Source organism: Pseudoalteromonas piscicida (genome assembly GCF_002744175.1).
Lineage (GTDB): Bacteria > Pseudomonadota > Gammaproteobacteria > Enterobacterales > Alteromonadaceae > Pseudoalteromonas > Pseudoalteromonas piscicida_B.
In genome coordinates this window covers 1-16,160 of the sequence record NZ_NKHF01000026.1, presented here as the reverse complement: position 1 = coordinate 16,160, position 16,160 = coordinate 1, and the positions used below count along the sequence as shown (strand labels likewise).

Below are 16,160 nucleotides of genomic sequence, written 5' to 3'. Positions count from 1 at the left end.
AGCTGGTTTACCCAGCGATTTGTTTTCGGCATGGGTGACAACGGCTCGGTGCGTAAAGCACCTCCTGCCAGGTAGGTAGGAGCTGGTTTACCCAGCGATTTTTTGTGGTATCTGTAACAACGGCTCGGTGCGTAAAGCACTCCTAAAAATTTGGGTAGGAGCTGGTTTACCCAGCGATTTTTTGTGATATCTGTAACATCAGCTCGGTGCGTAAAGCACCTCCTACAAAGTAGGGTAGGAGCTGGTTTATCCAGCGATTTTTTGTGGTATCTGTAACAACGGCTCGGTGTGTAAAGCACCTCCTGCAAGGTAGGTAGGAGCTGGTTTATCCAGCGATCTTTTGGTTCGTTGCAGCCTACCTTTCGAGTTTACTTAACAAATGTTGTTTAACGGTGGGCCATTCCGAAGCAATAATGGAATACACTGCGGTATCTCTTATCTCTCCATGTTTGCCTATTTGGTGGCTGCGTAATACGCCATCAAGTTTGGCCCCAAGGCGCTCAATGGCATGGCGTGAGGCGTGATTGAAAAAATGGGTTCTAAACTCGACGGCAATGGCATCAAAGCCTTCAAAAAGCTGCTGCAATAGCAAAAACTTACATTCAGTATTCACAGCGGTTCTGCGGACTTTATCGCTATACCAAGTATACCCGAGCATAGCGCGGCGGTTGGCAATATCAGCTTGGTAGTACCTAGTCGTGCCAACGATTTCACTGCTGCCATTTACCCTCACCGCATAAGCTAGATTGCCTTGCTCGACCTGACTCAGCGCTGCTTTAACGTAGTCCTCCATGGCCTCTGGTGTTGGAACATTAGCATACCACAAGCGCCAAGACTCACCGTCTGCTACGGCGAGTTTTAGCGGTTCGATATGCGCTTCTGTTAACGGCTCTAGGGTAATGTGTTGTCCAACTAATATTTTATCGACTGGCCACATAGGTGACTATTTCCTTAGTTTTAGTATTTTAATGGTGTCTTGTTTTGCAAGTGACACGACGAGGTGCGTGTTAAGCGTGCCAAAAGTCATCGAAGAGATATTAGCCAATGGCTGCTCGGGTTGATCGATGTTTTGTGTGTGGGTGAGCTCTCCCGATGCAGCAATAGAGAATTCAGCAATGCCTGTGCTAGTTTCAGAAGCAGCATAGAGCTGATTATTATTTGGTGAAAGTAATAACGTTGACACACCTTTTAGCGGTAGGCCCACTTGTTCTTTATTTATGGTTTGAATAAGGCGATATTGTTTATCTGGTTGCTGTTTAAAAACTAATATGGAGTTACTACCAGATGCAGCAACATAAAAAACGGTGAGGTCCTTATTGGCTGCCAAGGCTTGGGGTTTATTAAGATAAGCTAAACCTTCGCTATTTTGCGAGATGCGCTGTTTTAGCACGTATTCACCATGTACGTTCCGGTGTAGTACCGCAAGTGAGTTGCCTTCATAACCTGCTACAATGATGTGCTGATTATTCTGATGTACAAGCACATCAACCGGAGAGCCTAAGTCAACCGCTTGGTTCTTACCAATAGCGTAAAGCCACGTAACTTTGCCAAGCGGACTAATCGCAAAGACAGCCACTGCATTACTTTTATAGCTAGGCACAAATGCGAGGCTTTTGTCACGGTTTAGGGTAATTTTCCATGGTGCAAACAAACCGAGCGAGTCGTTTTTTGATACATCCTTGGCAGGGTCAAAAACATCACGATAGGAGACGTCATCAGAGAAGCTTTGTAAATATCGGAATTCTCCATACTCATCTTTACCAAATAAAGTAACCGCGCCGTCGTAAAAGCTGCTACTAATTATTAGTTTGTCATTTATAAAGTGTGCATCAGAAGCGCCAGTAAGCAGCAATGGTTGGGCTTCAGTTGATTGAAATACCTGGGTTTGAATTAGCTGGTTTTGTTCGTTTACTGTAAAAGTTACCAGAGCATTGTCATCACCACTGACGGCAACAGCTTGTGTGTTGCTTTGATTAAAATGCAATTGCCTTGGATTATCGAGCCCATGAAAGTGAGCGGTATTGTTTTGAATGGTTTGGATTACGTCTGTCGCATGGGCACTTGGAGCGATAGAGTAAATCGTAGTGAGCAACAATGCTGCAAACGTGAACTGAGACATTTTTACCAACTCCAATCTAGCAAATGCTAATCAAGCTCTAAAAAAGAGCGAATTTCATCTAACCGGTTTACACCATCTTCAAACCCAAGTTCAATCAGCTTTTGTGTGTATGTTCTCTCAAACAACAAATAGCTAGTTAAACTCGACGGCGAGTGTTTTTTCACCCCCATGGTTCTGAGCAAGAGTTTGATTGCCAGTGGCATATCTTCATAGTAGTTGTCTGCCACTTCATTAAAGTTAACGTTGGGGTTAATTATCATATGGTCAACGCGTTTCAGCTCTTTGTGTTTTTCTCTTGCTGGTAACAGGCTAACCGTTCTATTCACGCGATCTAGACGTTCGATATCTGAATTCAGGGTGTCGCTAAATACACTATCGAGTAGGTGACCTGCCACAACCGACATGCCGGGAAAGTGAGGCTCGTAACCAAGAGGCTGAGGGAGCTTGGGCTGTTCAACACCAATTACAAAAATTTTATCGGCCCCCAAGTGAATGGCAGGGCTAAGTGGCGAAAGTTGGTGAATAGAGCCATCTCCATAATAGTGATGTTTAACCCTAACACTTGGAAACACCATAGGAATAGCCGAGCTTGCCATCAGTAAGTCGAGCGAGATATTGCCGGGCACCCCTTCTCGTTTTGAACGTTGCCAAGGAACGGCGTCGTTGGCTTGATAAAAAGCCACAGATTTACCTGTAGAGTAACTCGATACTGTGATGGCAATTGCATCTAAATAGTGTCGATGTAAATTGTGATCGATCCGTTTTAAATCAAGTACATTCGCGAGCAGTTTTCGTAGTGGTGAATTGTTTAGCAAACTAGCTGGTGGCTGATTAAGGTACTGCGCTTGAAAGCTGCGCATCATGTTGGCGAACAAGTGCCCATAGGCCCCTGAGAACGAACTTTTGTACACCATGTCGGTGCTAAAGTTTTTCCAAATATATTCAACTTTTTTTACCGCTAAGTGGAAGCAAGAAGCATAGCAGGCGATCCCTGCTGAATTGATTGCCCCAGCTGACGTGCCGGTAATAATGTCGAATGGCAGGGGAGAGGTGCGAGGCATACTTTGGGCGATGGCTTTGAGTACACCAACTTGATAAGCGGCGCGTGCACCACCACCAGTCAGTAGTAAGGCGATTTTTTTATCACTCGTTCTATGCTTTCTCAAAAAAGATCATCCTGCTGTTGAATTTATCTGGTTTACTTTTTAGTTGTGCATCGCTTTGTATAACCACACAGGTCAAATAGTTGATAACCACGGCAAATGCGTTATTTTTAATTAAGGCGTGTCACCTCGTTTGGGTTATCGAAGCGCTTTAGTACTATTCTAGTTGAACCTAGCTAAAACCCAAGTGGTCTGACACTACATATTTGTTCTATTGCGCTGCACTATTGTTTTGAAATCAACGCAGTAAAGCGCTATGGTGACACCAACAAATTTTAACAATCTAGCGGCCGCTTTTTGTCGCTAATTGCCCTGATTTTGTATTTAATATATTGCTCATTTAGCTTAACTTCAATGTACTTAAGTAAAGCTAAGTGCTCAAGTATTTTTATTAAGATCAAATATTTGACTAAAGAGCAAACGATGTTTGCACCACAACGCATTTTTTTTGGGTTTCAGCGCGCATTAAGTTATTAGTCAAGTATTTGGTGGTAGCTTTAGTAATGCGTATCAACAATGACAAAGAGGGAGTACCCATGTCAGAGAATCACCAAGAAGGAAATAAAAGACCTTCTAACAGCCAGCTATTATTTGCCGCAGTAGTTGTACTAGCATTGATTATTGTGGCTGTGTTTGTGCTTGCACAAAAAGATACTCCAACGACGGAAAATCAAAAGGTAAAGCAAGATATTGTTGTTCCTGAACAAACGCAAACACCCACCGTCAATACCGCAAGAGAAGAGCAACCTGCTCAAGTTGAAACGCCCGAACTGTCACAGAGCACACAACCACTTACCCGTGAGCCTGCTGAGCCTACGCAAGTTGAAGTCGCTGAGCCTGAAGCGCCAACTTTACCGCCGCTCTCGCAAAGCGACGCTGAGATCAAAGATGCAGTTTCAAATTACCTTTCAAATCAAGCTGTGAAATTACTAGCGGATGACGACGTTATTCGACGCACAGTGGTTTACGTTGATAACCTTGCCAAAGGCAAAGTGGCAGAAAACCACTCCCCAGTTGTTAAGCCACAAGACGGTTTTAGCGTCATTGATGATGATATTATTATTACCGACCCTAACAGCTACGAACGTTACACACCTTATGTAGCCATGTTCGACACCATGAGCACCGCGCAAGTAGTTAGGCTATATGATCAGTACAAACCTTTGTTCGAAGAAGCCTACGAAGAAATCGGCTACGAAGGCAATGCGTTTGACGGTACGCTTACAGAAGCGATCGATGAGCTGCTTGCCACACCCATTCCAGACACTGCATTACCACTGGTAAAAGAGTCGGTAACTTATAAATATGCTTATGCAGAGTGGGAGCAGCTTTCACCAGCACAAAAGCAATTTTTAAGAATGGGCCCTGAAAACATGAAGAAAGTGAAAAAGCGCCTAGAAGAAATCAAAGCGGCGTTGAACAAATAGCCAAAGATTTTCTAAAAACACGCAAAAGCTTGGCAAACTGTTTAAACATCACCCAGTTAGCCAAGCTTTTTGACTTTTCCCTTGCATCCCCCCGCAATCTTCGAGATAATTCATCCCGCGCCAAACAAGGCCCTCAATGGTAGTCTTATTGGTCCTCTCGCAACGATAGTTCGTGAACCTGGTCAGGTCCGGAAGGAAGCAGCCACAGCGAATGACTCGTGTGCCGGGATGTGGCTGGTAAGACTGCCACCCAAACCTCCATATTTGTTGTTTGAAGTGTAAGTCTGCAAACTTGTAGTAAAACCCCGCATAAAAATTGAAATATAACCCTGCATAGCCTACTTTTAAGTTGTCCCACATATTCGGTGATGGTTATGATCAGGCGTAAACTAAAGCACTCCAGAGTCAAAAATCTCTATAAGTTTGCAAGTTAAAAGAACAAAGCCACTTGCTTAGTTGAATCATCCTTAGAATTCGACGCGTGCTTTCACTTTGAATACTCTCGTGAAATAAAAACCTTTGAAGCTCAACCACTAGGGTTTGAATATGAGTTTGAGGGCAGAATTTGCCGTTATACGCCTGACTTTTTGATTAATCATCATGAGAAGCCGCAAAAATATATTGAAGTTAAGCCTTACAGTAAAATCGCGAACCCTGAGTTTAGAGCTCGCTTTGCTCAAAAACATTTGGTTGCCAAAGAACAAATAGGCATTGAGCTGATATTAGTCACCGAAAAGCAAATTCGTGTTTATCCAGCTTTAGACAATTTAAAGTTGCTTCATCGTTACTCGGGGTTTCAGTCTGTAACTGACCTTCAACTTTCCATTATTCAGTTAATTAATCAGTGGCGAAAACTCACTATTCAAGATTTGGTGATGACCCTAAAAGCCTCTATTGGAGAGGTTCTTGCCTCAGTTTATCGTTTATTGTCATTAGGCAGTGTTAATTCAGACTTAAACACAGAACTTACTTTAGAGTCGGAGATTTGGGCTGATGGAGTTTGAAGACGAGTTTAGCTTTGAAGAAGCACCGAAAAAGTTAGCTGAAACAACTAAGCCGGAAGAGCCTAACCCTCAACCTCGTGATTTAGAGTCATTACCCAAGGAAGTGCAAGATGCCACACTTGCTCGGCTTAAGTATATCAAGTGGCTTAAACAGCGTTTAGTTGGTGGTTGGACGCAGAAAAAATTAGCACCACTACTGGCTGAAATGCCTGATTTTCCAGGACAAAAAAAGCCAAAGTGGCGTACAGTTGCTGGTTGGCACGCGGACTATATCAAAGCCGAAGAAGACATTCATGCTTTGATCCCAAAGCATAATCGCAAGGGCAACCGCCAAGCCCGCACCGATACAGACAAATTCTTTGAGCTTGCCCTCACACGTTATCTGACGAAAGAAACCCCGAATGTAGCATCAGCACACCGTTTTTATTGTGACCAAATCGTTTTAGAAAATGAAAAAGTGTTAGGTGAACCACTACAACCTCTTACCTATAAAGCGTTTAAAAACCGCATTGATAACCTACCTCAGTATGAGGTGATGCTTGAACGCTATGGTAAACGCTTAGCCGACATTGAATACAGCAAAGTAATGAGCCATAAAAGACCCACTAGAGTGCTTGAGCGTGTTGAAATAGACCATACACCACTGGATCTCATTTTATTGGACGATGAACTTGATGTGCCATTGGGAAGACCAACTTTAACCTTGCTCATTGATGTTTATAGCCACTGCGTTGTTGGCTTTTACCTTGGTTTTCAGAGTCCTGGTTACGATGCTGTGCGCAGAGCGATCAGTCACGCAATGAAGCCAAAAAGCTATCTTAAAAGTACCTATCCAGAAGTCGTAAATGAATGGCCGTGTTGTGGGAAGATAGAAACTTTAGTGGTTGATAATGGTGCCGAATTTTGGTGTCAGTCATTAGAGCTTGCGTGTGAAGAGGTTGGGATAAATATTAGCTATAATCCTGTTGGCAAACCTTGGCTAAAGCTCTTTGTTGAGCAGTTTTTTAAAACCATTAACGAAATGATGCTTTCGCCATTCCCCGGTAAAACATTCTCAAACATGCTCGCAAGGCACGATTATAACCCGAAAAAAGGTGCCATATTACGTTTTGGCACCTTTACTATGTTGTTTCATAAGTGGATTGTTGATGTTTATCATCAATCCGCTGATGCGAGATTTAGATATATTCCCTATGAAGACTGGAACAAAGGGTTTGCTCTACTGCCTCCTGCTCAGCTTACAAAGCAAGATACAGATAAGCTTGATGTTGTTATGTGCATGGCGAAGGAGAAAACATTGCGCAAAGGAGGCATTAAAAATCTACATATTAACTATGACAGTGACGAACTATCTAAATATCGCAAGCGATACAGCCCCAAAAAGAGCATAAAGGTTAAGGTTAAAATAAACCCAGATGATCTGTCGTATGTATACGTCTACCTAGATGCGTTAGAGCACTATATAAAAGTGCCAAGTATTGACTCAGAGGGCTACACAATTGGCTTGTCTCTGATCAGGCATAAAATCCACCTTAAGTTTCACAGAGACTACATTCAAGGAAAAGTAGATCTATTGGGGCTTGCCAAGGCGAGGCAGTTTATTGATGAGCGAGTGAAAGAAGAAGCGCGACAGCTTAAAAACGTAGGGTCAAAAACTAAGGTTGCTGGCACCAAAGCAATTGCTCGGGCGCAGGGCGTAGACAACACTCAAATCCATTGCTAAAACGCCTGAAACAAAGCAAGCCGAACTAACCCCCGCTGACACTAAGCCTAAACAAGACGATGATAGTTGGGATGATTTTGTCTCAGATCTTGAGGCGTTTTAGTTATGCTGACCGAGGCTAAAAAGGCAAAACTCAATCAATTCAAAGCGGTGTTTATTGAATACACCATACCAAAGACCATCATAAATGATTTTGACAAACTGCGTTTGCATCACGACCTTGCGGGTGAAAAGCCATGCATGATGTTAAGTGGTGATACTGGGTGTGGTAAATCGGCATTGATTAAACACTATTACGATAACAACCCTCCGCACTTTGCTGATGGTAGGCGAAAAGTACCTGTACTGCTGAGCCGCATACCGAGTAACCCATCAATTGAATCCACTTTAAAGCAGTTGCTACACGACCTAGGACAGTTTGGTGCTAAATCTAGCAAACGACTTAAACATGGCAATGAAATCGCGTTGGCTGAAAGTTTAGTTGAGCAACTAAAACGCTCAGGTACTGAGCTAATAATTATTGATGAATTTCAAGAGCTTGTTGAAAATAATCTAGGTAAAAAGCGCCGAGACATTGCGAACCAGTTTAAATACATCAATGAAAAAGCGGGGATTTCCATTGTATTAGTCGGTATGCCTTGGATAGACCAAATAGCAGATGAGCCACAGTGGTCATCGCGTATTTTTATTCGCCGCTTTATTCCTTACTTTAAAATATCAGAGAAAAAAGAGCTTCAACTTTTTATTCGTGTGCTTAAAGGGTTTGCAAATCGGTTGCCATTTTCAGACAAGCCCCGCTTTGAGGATTTGGATATAGCATTATCACTTTTTGCCATTTCAAATGGCTGCCTTCGAAAGCTGAAAAATTTCTTAGACTCAGCACTTACCGAAGCACTTATCAGTGACACTGTAACGCTCAACAAGCAATGCTTAAGTTCTGCGTTTAAGGCATGGCGGCCAGAGCTCGACAATGTATTTGAGATGAATGTTAATAAAATTCAAGGCTGTGAGGTGGAACAGTATTCCACGTTTAAACCTGATGGGCCTCAAGATGAAGACCCATTTATAGATACCCTGTTTTGTAAGAAAGTCCCGTTGGTGCAGTTGTTGAAAAAGTGAATTAAGTTTGAAAGTTAGTACTACAGAATATAACCTTGTTATCCTGACACCTTGTGTTTTCTTAGCTGCTTTTAGAGTAATAAGCTACATTGTTTTGAATTAAAACTATACTAATCTGGTATTTCCAAAAGCATATAAGGGGGCCTCTCAAGCTTTTAGAAATACCAAAAGGAACTAAGTTGAATATTTGGGATGAAAATAAACTACTAATTGTTATAGCGTTTGTAGTACCTGGGTTTGTTGCTATGAAGGCTTATGGGCTGCTATCACAAGCAAAACAACTTGACACTTCAAAGCAAATTGTCGATGCGATAGCATATAGCTGTATAAACTATGCTCTGTTATTTTTTCCAATAAGTCTGGTTGAAAACGCTGAATTAGCTAAAAAGTGCCCGAGTTTATATGCTCTTTTTTATTTTTTTTGTGCTGCTTTTATTTCCAGTTATTACTGTTCTTACTTGGTGGAAAGCTAGACAAAGTGAAGCTGTACAAAAGTTTATACCTCACCCAGTTGATAAGCCATGGGATTTTGTTTTTTCACAAAAGAAGACTAGTTGGATTATTGTTACTCTGAAAAATGGTGAAAAGATAGCTGGTATGTATGGACTTAATTCTTTCGCGTCTAGCGCTCCAGCTGAAGAACAAATTTATTTAGAGGAGCAGTGGCTATTAAATGAGGAAGGGGGGTTTGAAAGAAAAGTGGCTCAAAGCTCTGGAGTAATTATTTTATCTACAGAAATATTATCAGTTGAATTTATGCACAGTGGAGAAAATCAAGATGAGTGATAATAACAGTAAAAGCGATAATAGCAGAGGCTATGTACCGGTAGAAAAAGGCTACCAACCGGGGAAAGAAGATGCTCAGAATGGACATAAACCTGAACGTTCAGAATTACAGCCGACGAATCCGCCGAATAAAAGGTAGTTTATTCAAAAAAACAAATAAAAATAGTTCGTCATGCTATTCAGCTTGGCGAATCTGTGTTAACGGTGTTAATAAGTCCCAGGTTGATTTACCAGAGTCGAGTGATAGGTATTAGTCGAATTTGAAAATTACTCATGCATCACTTTCGGATATGATACTTAACTCGTTCATGCTCCATTTTTAGTTTTTAACGCACAAATCACACTTGTTAAAGTTACTGATAGCTTAAGCTTTGCGTGATAGAATTTGATAAATTATTTACCTAGTTCACTTTAGGCGAACTCGTTAACAAGGATTTTTAGAGGGCGATGAGGGTATTAGACGACATTTTTTCAGCAATTTCAGGACCTGCAAAAACCCGAGTTACCGATCCACTTATAGGTACATTCATATGTTCATGGCTAATATGTAATTGGAACTACCTTGCTCTACTCGCTTGGGGAGAAGGTAATGTAACGGAAAGAGTGAGTGCCTTTTATATCTATCTATCACACACATCGATCTTTGCGTGGAATAGTCTTTTTACTGTCCCACTTATCATTACTATGTTTTACTTGTTTGCTTTTCCTTGGTTGTCTCTTATTGTTAAATTTATTCAAAAATCGGTGAATGAGATGCTGCATCAACAGGCTGTCGATGTTGATTTAACTAGAATAACTCAGCAAGAGCAGCTTAATAAAGCAAAACTAAGAGCCAATCCAGAAAAACAATTTTTGGAGCAAGTTGTTCAGCAAGATATCGATAAAAAGAATGAAATATTAGAGCATATTCGCCAACGTACGATAAGACTCGAATCAAAAGCTAATGAAGCTCTAAGCCAAGAAAAAGAACAAGAGGCTAGAACAAAAGAAGCTGAAAACAAAGCCAAAACTGCAAAGTTGGAGTCAGATAAAAAGGCACATCAGTCAGAGCTGGACAAGCTTAAGTTTGAAAGCAACAGTGCAAAAGCTAGAGCTTCACTAGCATCACACCGTTTTCCATCGGCTTATTTTTTTATGACTCAGGTGGAAGAAAGCTTGAAACAAGACGGTGTCCAACTTTCTATAAAAGCGTATGGAGAAATCATTGCATTGCTATTTGGTTATGAAAGTTTTGAAGGGCTTCTTGCTGACGAAGACTTTAGTAATGAGGTATTAGCTGAGGTTAAGTATGTGTACTACGATGGTGGCTTGGCAAGCGGCTTAGAGAAAATTGTTTTAGAGGAAGAGTCAGAAAATGAAGACCTTACAGCAGACCTTATTTTCGAGCACCTACAAATGCTTTATGAAGGCGAGCCATTTGAGCTAGTTACTATAGATAATCTTGAAGAATATAGTAAAGGCGAAATAGAGAAAGACCCTTATGATCTTCTTAGCGAAGATGGAGCATCGGGCGCTATCGCAGAGTCGGACACAATTTTTGAGGATATCGATGACATCCATTTGGGAAGTTCAAATTTTGATAATGGTTTTACTGCGAAAATTGTGGCATCAGCCAGTGGAAGCCATCGAAGGGAAAGTGATGTGCCAGGACGTACTATGAGTCTATCTATTGAAATGAAAAGTAATGTTGTAGTTGGGAGATATGGATTAAGCTCGATAGAGATAGGTGAAGTTACGGGAGAGTTAGACGAATATTATTAACTTTAGTAGCAAATAATGTTGTCCAGCTTAGTTACTACAAATAACGAATGCTGGATCTAACTAAAGAGTTGGTTGCATATGTATTCTCAGGTTGTAGTTGCGACTTAACTCTATTTTGTTCGAGCAAATAGCTCCTTTAGCGATGAAAGAATTTAACGTGCCATATATTATTTCGATTGGGTCCATAAGCCTTTTGACCTTGTCGAGTACGCCTACAGACTCAGCTAGATTACGAAGCTCATGATACTCGTTCGTCAATGGGTACTTAGCAACGAGTTTTTCAAAAACCCAATTTGGGTTTATTGGGCTTCCAATATTTGTTTGGTCAACTATCTCCGCTATTTCGGCTAGTAGTAATATATGCCAACGACCAAAACACCACAGCTGGCATTGTGCCCCAAAGCTATTAGATAGTGATTTATATTTTGGGTAAGCCGTGACATCTAAACTAGGTGAGAGAACATTCTTGTTTTTACGTAACCAACTATGCCATTGCGTGTAATCTTGATACGAGTAACCGGACCTAGCATGATTAGCGTAGTAGCTAGCTGCTAATTCAATTCTAGCTTTCACTTCATGTTTGCTGAATTCTTGCAGCTGTAGCTTAATCGCTTCATGTTCTGCCCAGTCATTTCGATGTTCATCAGTAGGTACGGATAGCCACTCATAGTCGAACGCAATCTCATTAGGCTTGGCCCAGATAGCTTTTTCATGAGTTTTCAGCTTTATTCTGGGTTTTTTAGAAGTTAGGCTGAATATTATGCTGAATTCTCTCGTTTCGTTGTTCTTTTTTATCAGATCACAGTTAGCTCTTACATAGGTCTTTGCTATCTTAGAGACTCTAATATTTTGCACTCTCGCGAACTTACCCTCATAAGGGACTGCTTTTAAAGTAAAACGTTGTCCATTGATTGAAGCTTTAAACATATATGAATAGCTTGGAAGCTTAATATGGCCGTGTAACTCAGTCGTTTTGAGGTTGTTTTCAATTGCATGAATAAGTTTATCGCGGCGGTCCTTACGCTCTTGTTCTTCACGTTTTTTTCTTTCTTCTGCGGCTTTGAGTGCTGTGGCAGCTTCTTGCTCTTGTTTGAGGCGCTCAGCCCTTCTTTGGTGTTCTTCGGCTTCTTTTTGTGCTTCTATGGCTTTAAGTGTCGCTCTTACAAACTCGGTATCGATCCAAGGGTAAATCCACTCAGCAATTGTTTCAGGGATTAATAAAGCTTCTTCTACCACCTCAAAACTGGTGCCAATGTATGGAGCTAAATCATACTCCATTGACATCAGCCCATTTGATTTGAAGAAGTTTAGTTTTTCTTCGGTGCAGGGACTTTTCACTTTAACTTCGATGTAAATTGGGCCAATTTCAGTGAATAAGGCAACATCAATTCTAAATTTATCTAAGCTCAGCTCTATTTCGGCGCTGTTTATTTTGATGCTTTTAGGTGGTTGTATAAATTTTTGATTTTGAATAACAACTTCGTGACTAGGTAGAAGAATTGATGACTGCGTTTTAACAAACCGTTGAGCAAACAGGTGCAGAGCCGTCATACGGCATTCTCTTGTTTCTAATTCCTTAACTTCATGAGCAAAAGAATGCGCTTTTACACGTCCTGCATTACGGGCAATAAGATTGTTTTCGCACTCAGGGCATACACAATTACAAGCCTTGCCATTTTTCACATCACTAATATGGACCAACTGTTTATTTTCGTTGAGTGCATATACGAGCATTATTCATTCCTTGTGCCCACTATAATTTGATGAAAAATATAGCAAAAAAAGTATATGAAAGTACATGAGCTAAAACTAAGTATTCCTTAGTACCAATGAGGGCGCTATACTAAGAGAATCTTAGCTATTGAAGTTAGTAGCTAAGGTACTCATGGAATCACCAACGCCCTTACGCCTAAAAGAAGCCCGCAAAGCAGCTGGGTACACGCAACAGCAGCTAGGCATTGCTTTAGGTATGGAGCCCAACACGGCCAGTGCAAGAATGAACCAGTACGAAAAAGGTAAGCACGCACCAGATTTTACTACGATGAAGCGTATTGCAGATGAGTTGGGCGTGCCTGTGGCTTATTTTTATTGTGAAGAAGACGATTTGGCGGAATTAATTTGTGCATGGAATAATGTTGAACAAGCTGAGCGTGTTAAGTTGCTTGATATTTTTAAGCGTACTGTACTAGAGTCAAAGTCTGAGACGGACAAATAAAAAACTACAACAATGAGAGTTATTTATTGGTGAATAATGGCACCTCAGATCTATATATTAAACGTACGCTTACCAGTGACTCAAATACGTACACTGAGGATGAGTTAGTTAAAGCAGCTGATTACATCGTCGTATTAGCAGAGCCTGGTGCGGGTAAAACTGAGCTATTAAAAAGCTTGGCCAACCAATTAAAAGTAAAACGTGTTTCAGCAAATAGACTGGTGAATTCACAGCAAGTTCACGGTGAAGAGGTTCTTGTCATTGATGCGTTTGATGAACTTGCACAAACTAATCACAGCGGTATCTACCAGCTTTTAGATAGAATCGACGAACTCAAGCCTAAAAAATTGGTAATCTCCAGTCGTTCTAGTGAGTGGGGGGATGGACATCAACACGCATTTGAAGAGTATTTTGAATCTCAGCCGTTGGTAGTGAGGCTAAGTGAGTTTAATGAGGCAGAACAACAGCTACTCTTCTACTCACACTTGCCAAACGAGAGTTTTGAAGCGTTTTATGATGAGGTCCAACGCTTTAATCTAGATGTACTGTTACCGAACCCTCAGTTTCTTGGCATGTTTGCCAATGCGTACATCGAAAGTAATCGAAAGTTTGCAAACAAAAAGTCGATTTTTGAAAAAGCCGTTGAACGTCTTGCTAAAGAGTCTAGGCCATCAATAAATAACCATTTGGTATCAAGCTTACCTCTTTTCAAAAAAATTAGTATTACGAGTGAAATCTTTGCTGGCATTTTACTTTCAGGTTCTGAAGGTATATGTGTGAGTGGCCACGCTGAAGAAAAGCTATTCCCTAATATTAACTCTTTGCATGCGCATCAAGAGAACATTAAACACATTATCGATTCAAAGTTGTTTAAGCCCTCAGACAATATGGATCAGCACATGCCAGTACATAAGGTGATTTCAGAATATTGTGCTGCAAGGCATCTTGTTCAAAAAATTACTGATGATCATGAACCGCTCACTCTGAGAGTATGTTTGACTGTTATTGCTGCTAACGGATATGTTAGAGATGAGCTTAGGGGAATGATTGGGTGGATGGCCACTTTGGGGAGTCAGTCCATACAAAGAGAGCTTATTGAACTCGATCCATATGCTATTTTGGCTAATGGAGATCCCTCACAACTTGCACCATCATCGAAAAAATACCTTTTAACTAGGCTACAGCAGGTGGAAGCTAGAGATCCATATTTTAGAAGAAGTGATTTTTGGCGACAGTTTAGCACCGTAGACTTCTTTGACATTGGGATGGCGGAACACTTAAGACCCTTGTTAAAGTCAAATAGTGGCGGGGATTTAAGAGACCTTGTTCTTGAAATTATCAAAAACTCGACAGTTGTTGATTTATTGACCTCTGAACTTACTCAGATAGTGCTAGATTCTGATGAAGATTTGAATTCAAAGTCACTTGCTATTCGGTGCCTATGTTCCTCTCCTAACTTTGATTATATGAGTTTATTTGAAAGGCTCATAGCTGCGAAGGGGCATTCGCAATTGGACGTTATCGTAAAAGGGATTTCAGTTGTTGGAGTTAAAGCAATTAGCTTTGATTTTTTACTGCGTTACCTTAAAGCTTGTGCGCAGTCATACCCTACAGATAGAGAAAAGCCTTTTATTAGTTTCACACATGCGAGCCGTTATTATATCCAATTGTTTATTAAGTCATTTGAACGAGAAACAACTGAAAGATTGCTTGATTCACTAACACAAGGCTTAGCATGTAATTGCGGCAAAGAATTCTATGAGTGTTATTGCAGAGAAGGTGTCAGTAAGATTGTAGGTCGATTGCTCGACCACTACTTCGAGGTAACTAACCCACCATATGACCCAAAACGAATTTGGAGTTGGGTCAAAGACTTAAATTTTCATGCTAATTGTTCCGAGAATGAGTCGCAGTCAGTCAAGGCTCTAAAGGAACTCACAGACTTGCGAAGAAGTATTTTTATCTATTTGTTTGAACCATTGGCGAGTGCTAAGGAATGCTACGCACTTCAGAGTAAATTGGATTCGCACTCAGGCTTACACTCAGGGTTGCACTTATATGCAGAGGATGTGGACTTTTTAATTGATCATGCATTTGAAACGAACAATACAGAGCTATGGTCGATTTTTATTGTTCGGCACCATTTTCGATGGAAAAAAGACAAGCGAAGAGACGATAATTTTCGGCAAAAAATGCGTAGGCAAGCTAATGAAAATACTAATTTTATGGCAAAGTGGGCTGAGAGTAAAAGAGCTGAACAGCAGTTTAAGCGAGATGTTAGAAAGCGTTACGGTAAGTCGGAGAGAAAGCATGGAGCATATGAAAAACATAGAAATGCAGAGCGTTTAAAAACAATTAAATACATTGCTGATAATCAAGAGCTTATCTCTAGCGGTCAACACTTTAGATTGTTACAGGACTTTGCATATTACTTTCTTAATGAACCAAATCAAATACCAATTGAATTTGGTAACGAGCAAGTGGTTCACAATTCGATTAGGAATTGTCTTTCTTCACTTACCCCACACATTCCACCTCTTAAAAAGCTTGCAGCAACGTCGGCTAGATTTAACCTTGAGATAGTCTTATATGCTTTTTGTATTCAAACAGTGAGAGAGCAAGGTTGTTTAGACTCTATTCCTAATCAGGTACTTACTACCGTAAGAACGGATTTGAGCATGCTTCATCGTGCAGTATCCGATGAAGAAAGGGAGTATTTAAAGAGAGAAATTGATAGGTTGTTATTTCCTGATTTATCGTCAAAAGAGGCATATTTACGGGATTATATCGAGCCTCAACTTCGAGATTTTAAGCGTGAGCATCCAGAAATAGAAGTACTGCGA

General features: G+C 40.8%; 13 protein-coding genes and 1 other RNA gene. 10 read left to right on the top strand and 4 right to left on the bottom strand.

What is annotated here, in order from left to right:
* Nucleotides 1-355: 355 nt before the first annotated feature.
* Genes CEX98_RS06025 through CEX98_RS06015 form a run of 3 tightly spaced genes read right to left on the bottom strand, consistent with a single transcriptional unit; the run spans nt 356 to nt 3,285 of the window.
* Complete coding sequence (locus CEX98_RS06025; protein WP_099641208.1) at nt 356-937, bottom strand: GNAT family N-acetyltransferase; 582 nt, start codon at nt 935-937, stop codon at nt 356-358.
* A gap of 6 nt (nt 938-943) precedes the next feature.
* Entirely contained in the window at nt 944-2,119 is a 1,176-nt protein-coding gene (locus CEX98_RS06020) for a beta-propeller fold lactonase family protein (protein WP_099641207.1), read from the bottom strand.
* Between the two features lie 26 nt (nt 2,120-2,145).
* Nucleotides 2,146-3,285 (bottom strand): patatin-like phospholipase family protein, encoded by a 1,140-nt coding sequence (locus CEX98_RS06015; RefSeq protein WP_099641206.1) that lies wholly within the window; start codon nt 3,283-3,285, stop codon nt 2,146-2,148.
* Between the two features lie 533 nt (nt 3,286-3,818).
* Between CEX98_RS06015 and CEX98_RS06010 the strand changes: the two genes are divergently transcribed.
* The 8 genes from CEX98_RS06010 to CEX98_RS05980 all read left to right on the top strand — a co-directional run bounded on the left by CEX98_RS06010 (nt 3,819) and on the right by CEX98_RS05980 (nt 11,102).
* Complete coding sequence (locus CEX98_RS06010; protein WP_099641205.1) at nt 3,819-4,709, top strand: DUF3014 domain-containing protein; 891 nt, start codon at nt 3,819-3,821, stop codon at nt 4,707-4,709.
* A 146-nt stretch (nt 4,710-4,855) separates the two neighbouring features.
* Nucleotides 4,856-4,952: signal recognition particle sRNA small type (gene ffs, locus CEX98_RS06005), an RNA gene on the top strand.
* 266 nt (nt 4,953-5,218) lie between these two features.
* Complete coding sequence (locus CEX98_RS06000; RefSeq protein WP_277948914.1) at nt 5,219-5,713, top strand: TnsA endonuclease N-terminal domain-containing protein; 495 nt, start codon at nt 5,219-5,221, stop codon at nt 5,711-5,713.
* Nucleotides 5,703-7,436: a Mu transposase C-terminal domain-containing protein gene (locus tag CEX98_RS05995; RefSeq protein ID WP_242441642.1), complete on the top strand. Its 1,734-nt coding sequence runs from the start codon at nt 5,703-5,705 to the stop codon at nt 7,434-7,436. Before CEX98_RS06000 ends, CEX98_RS05995 begins: the two co-directional genes overlap by 11 nt.
* 105 nt (nt 7,437-7,541) lie before the next feature.
* Entirely contained in the window at nt 7,542-8,555 is a 1,014-nt protein-coding gene (locus CEX98_RS05990; protein ID WP_099641204.1) for a TniB family NTP-binding protein, read from the top strand.
* A gap of 179 nt (nt 8,556-8,734) precedes the next feature.
* On the top strand, nt 8,735-9,028 hold the full coding sequence (locus CEX98_RS23590) for a DUF6338 family protein (protein ID WP_431520155.1): 294 nt from the start codon (nt 8,735-8,737) through the stop codon (nt 9,026-9,028).
* The gene (locus CEX98_RS23055; RefSeq protein ID WP_197707197.1) at nt 8,958-9,341 is read left to right on the top strand and encodes a DUF6338 family protein; all 384 of its coding nucleotides are present in this window, start codon (nt 8,958-8,960) and stop codon (nt 9,339-9,341) included. The genes CEX98_RS23590 and CEX98_RS23055 overlap by 71 nt, the downstream gene beginning before the upstream one ends.
* Nucleotides 9,342-9,788: 447 nt before the next feature.
* On the top strand, nt 9,789-11,102 hold the full coding sequence (locus CEX98_RS05980; RefSeq protein WP_099641203.1) for a hypothetical protein: 1,314 nt from the start codon (nt 9,789-9,791) through the stop codon (nt 11,100-11,102).
* A gap of 60 nt (nt 11,103-11,162) precedes the next feature.
* On the opposite strand, the gene CEX98_RS05975 is transcribed toward CEX98_RS05980, so the two are convergent.
* Nucleotides 11,163-12,836 (bottom strand): hypothetical protein, encoded by a 1,674-nt coding sequence (locus tag CEX98_RS05975; protein ID WP_099641202.1) that lies wholly within the window; start codon nt 12,834-12,836, stop codon nt 11,163-11,165.
* A gap of 151 nt (nt 12,837-12,987) precedes the next feature.
* On the opposite strand from CEX98_RS05975, the gene CEX98_RS05970 reads away from it, so the two are divergent.
* Nucleotides 12,988-13,317, top strand: coding sequence for a helix-turn-helix domain-containing protein (locus tag CEX98_RS05970; RefSeq protein ID WP_010371401.1), 330 nt, complete (start codon nt 12,988-12,990; stop codon nt 13,315-13,317).
* 29 nt (nt 13,318-13,346) lie between these two features.
* Nucleotides 13,347-16,160 (top strand): hypothetical protein (locus CEX98_RS23240; protein WP_143484326.1); only part of this gene is annotated, 2,814 nt, incomplete at its 3' end.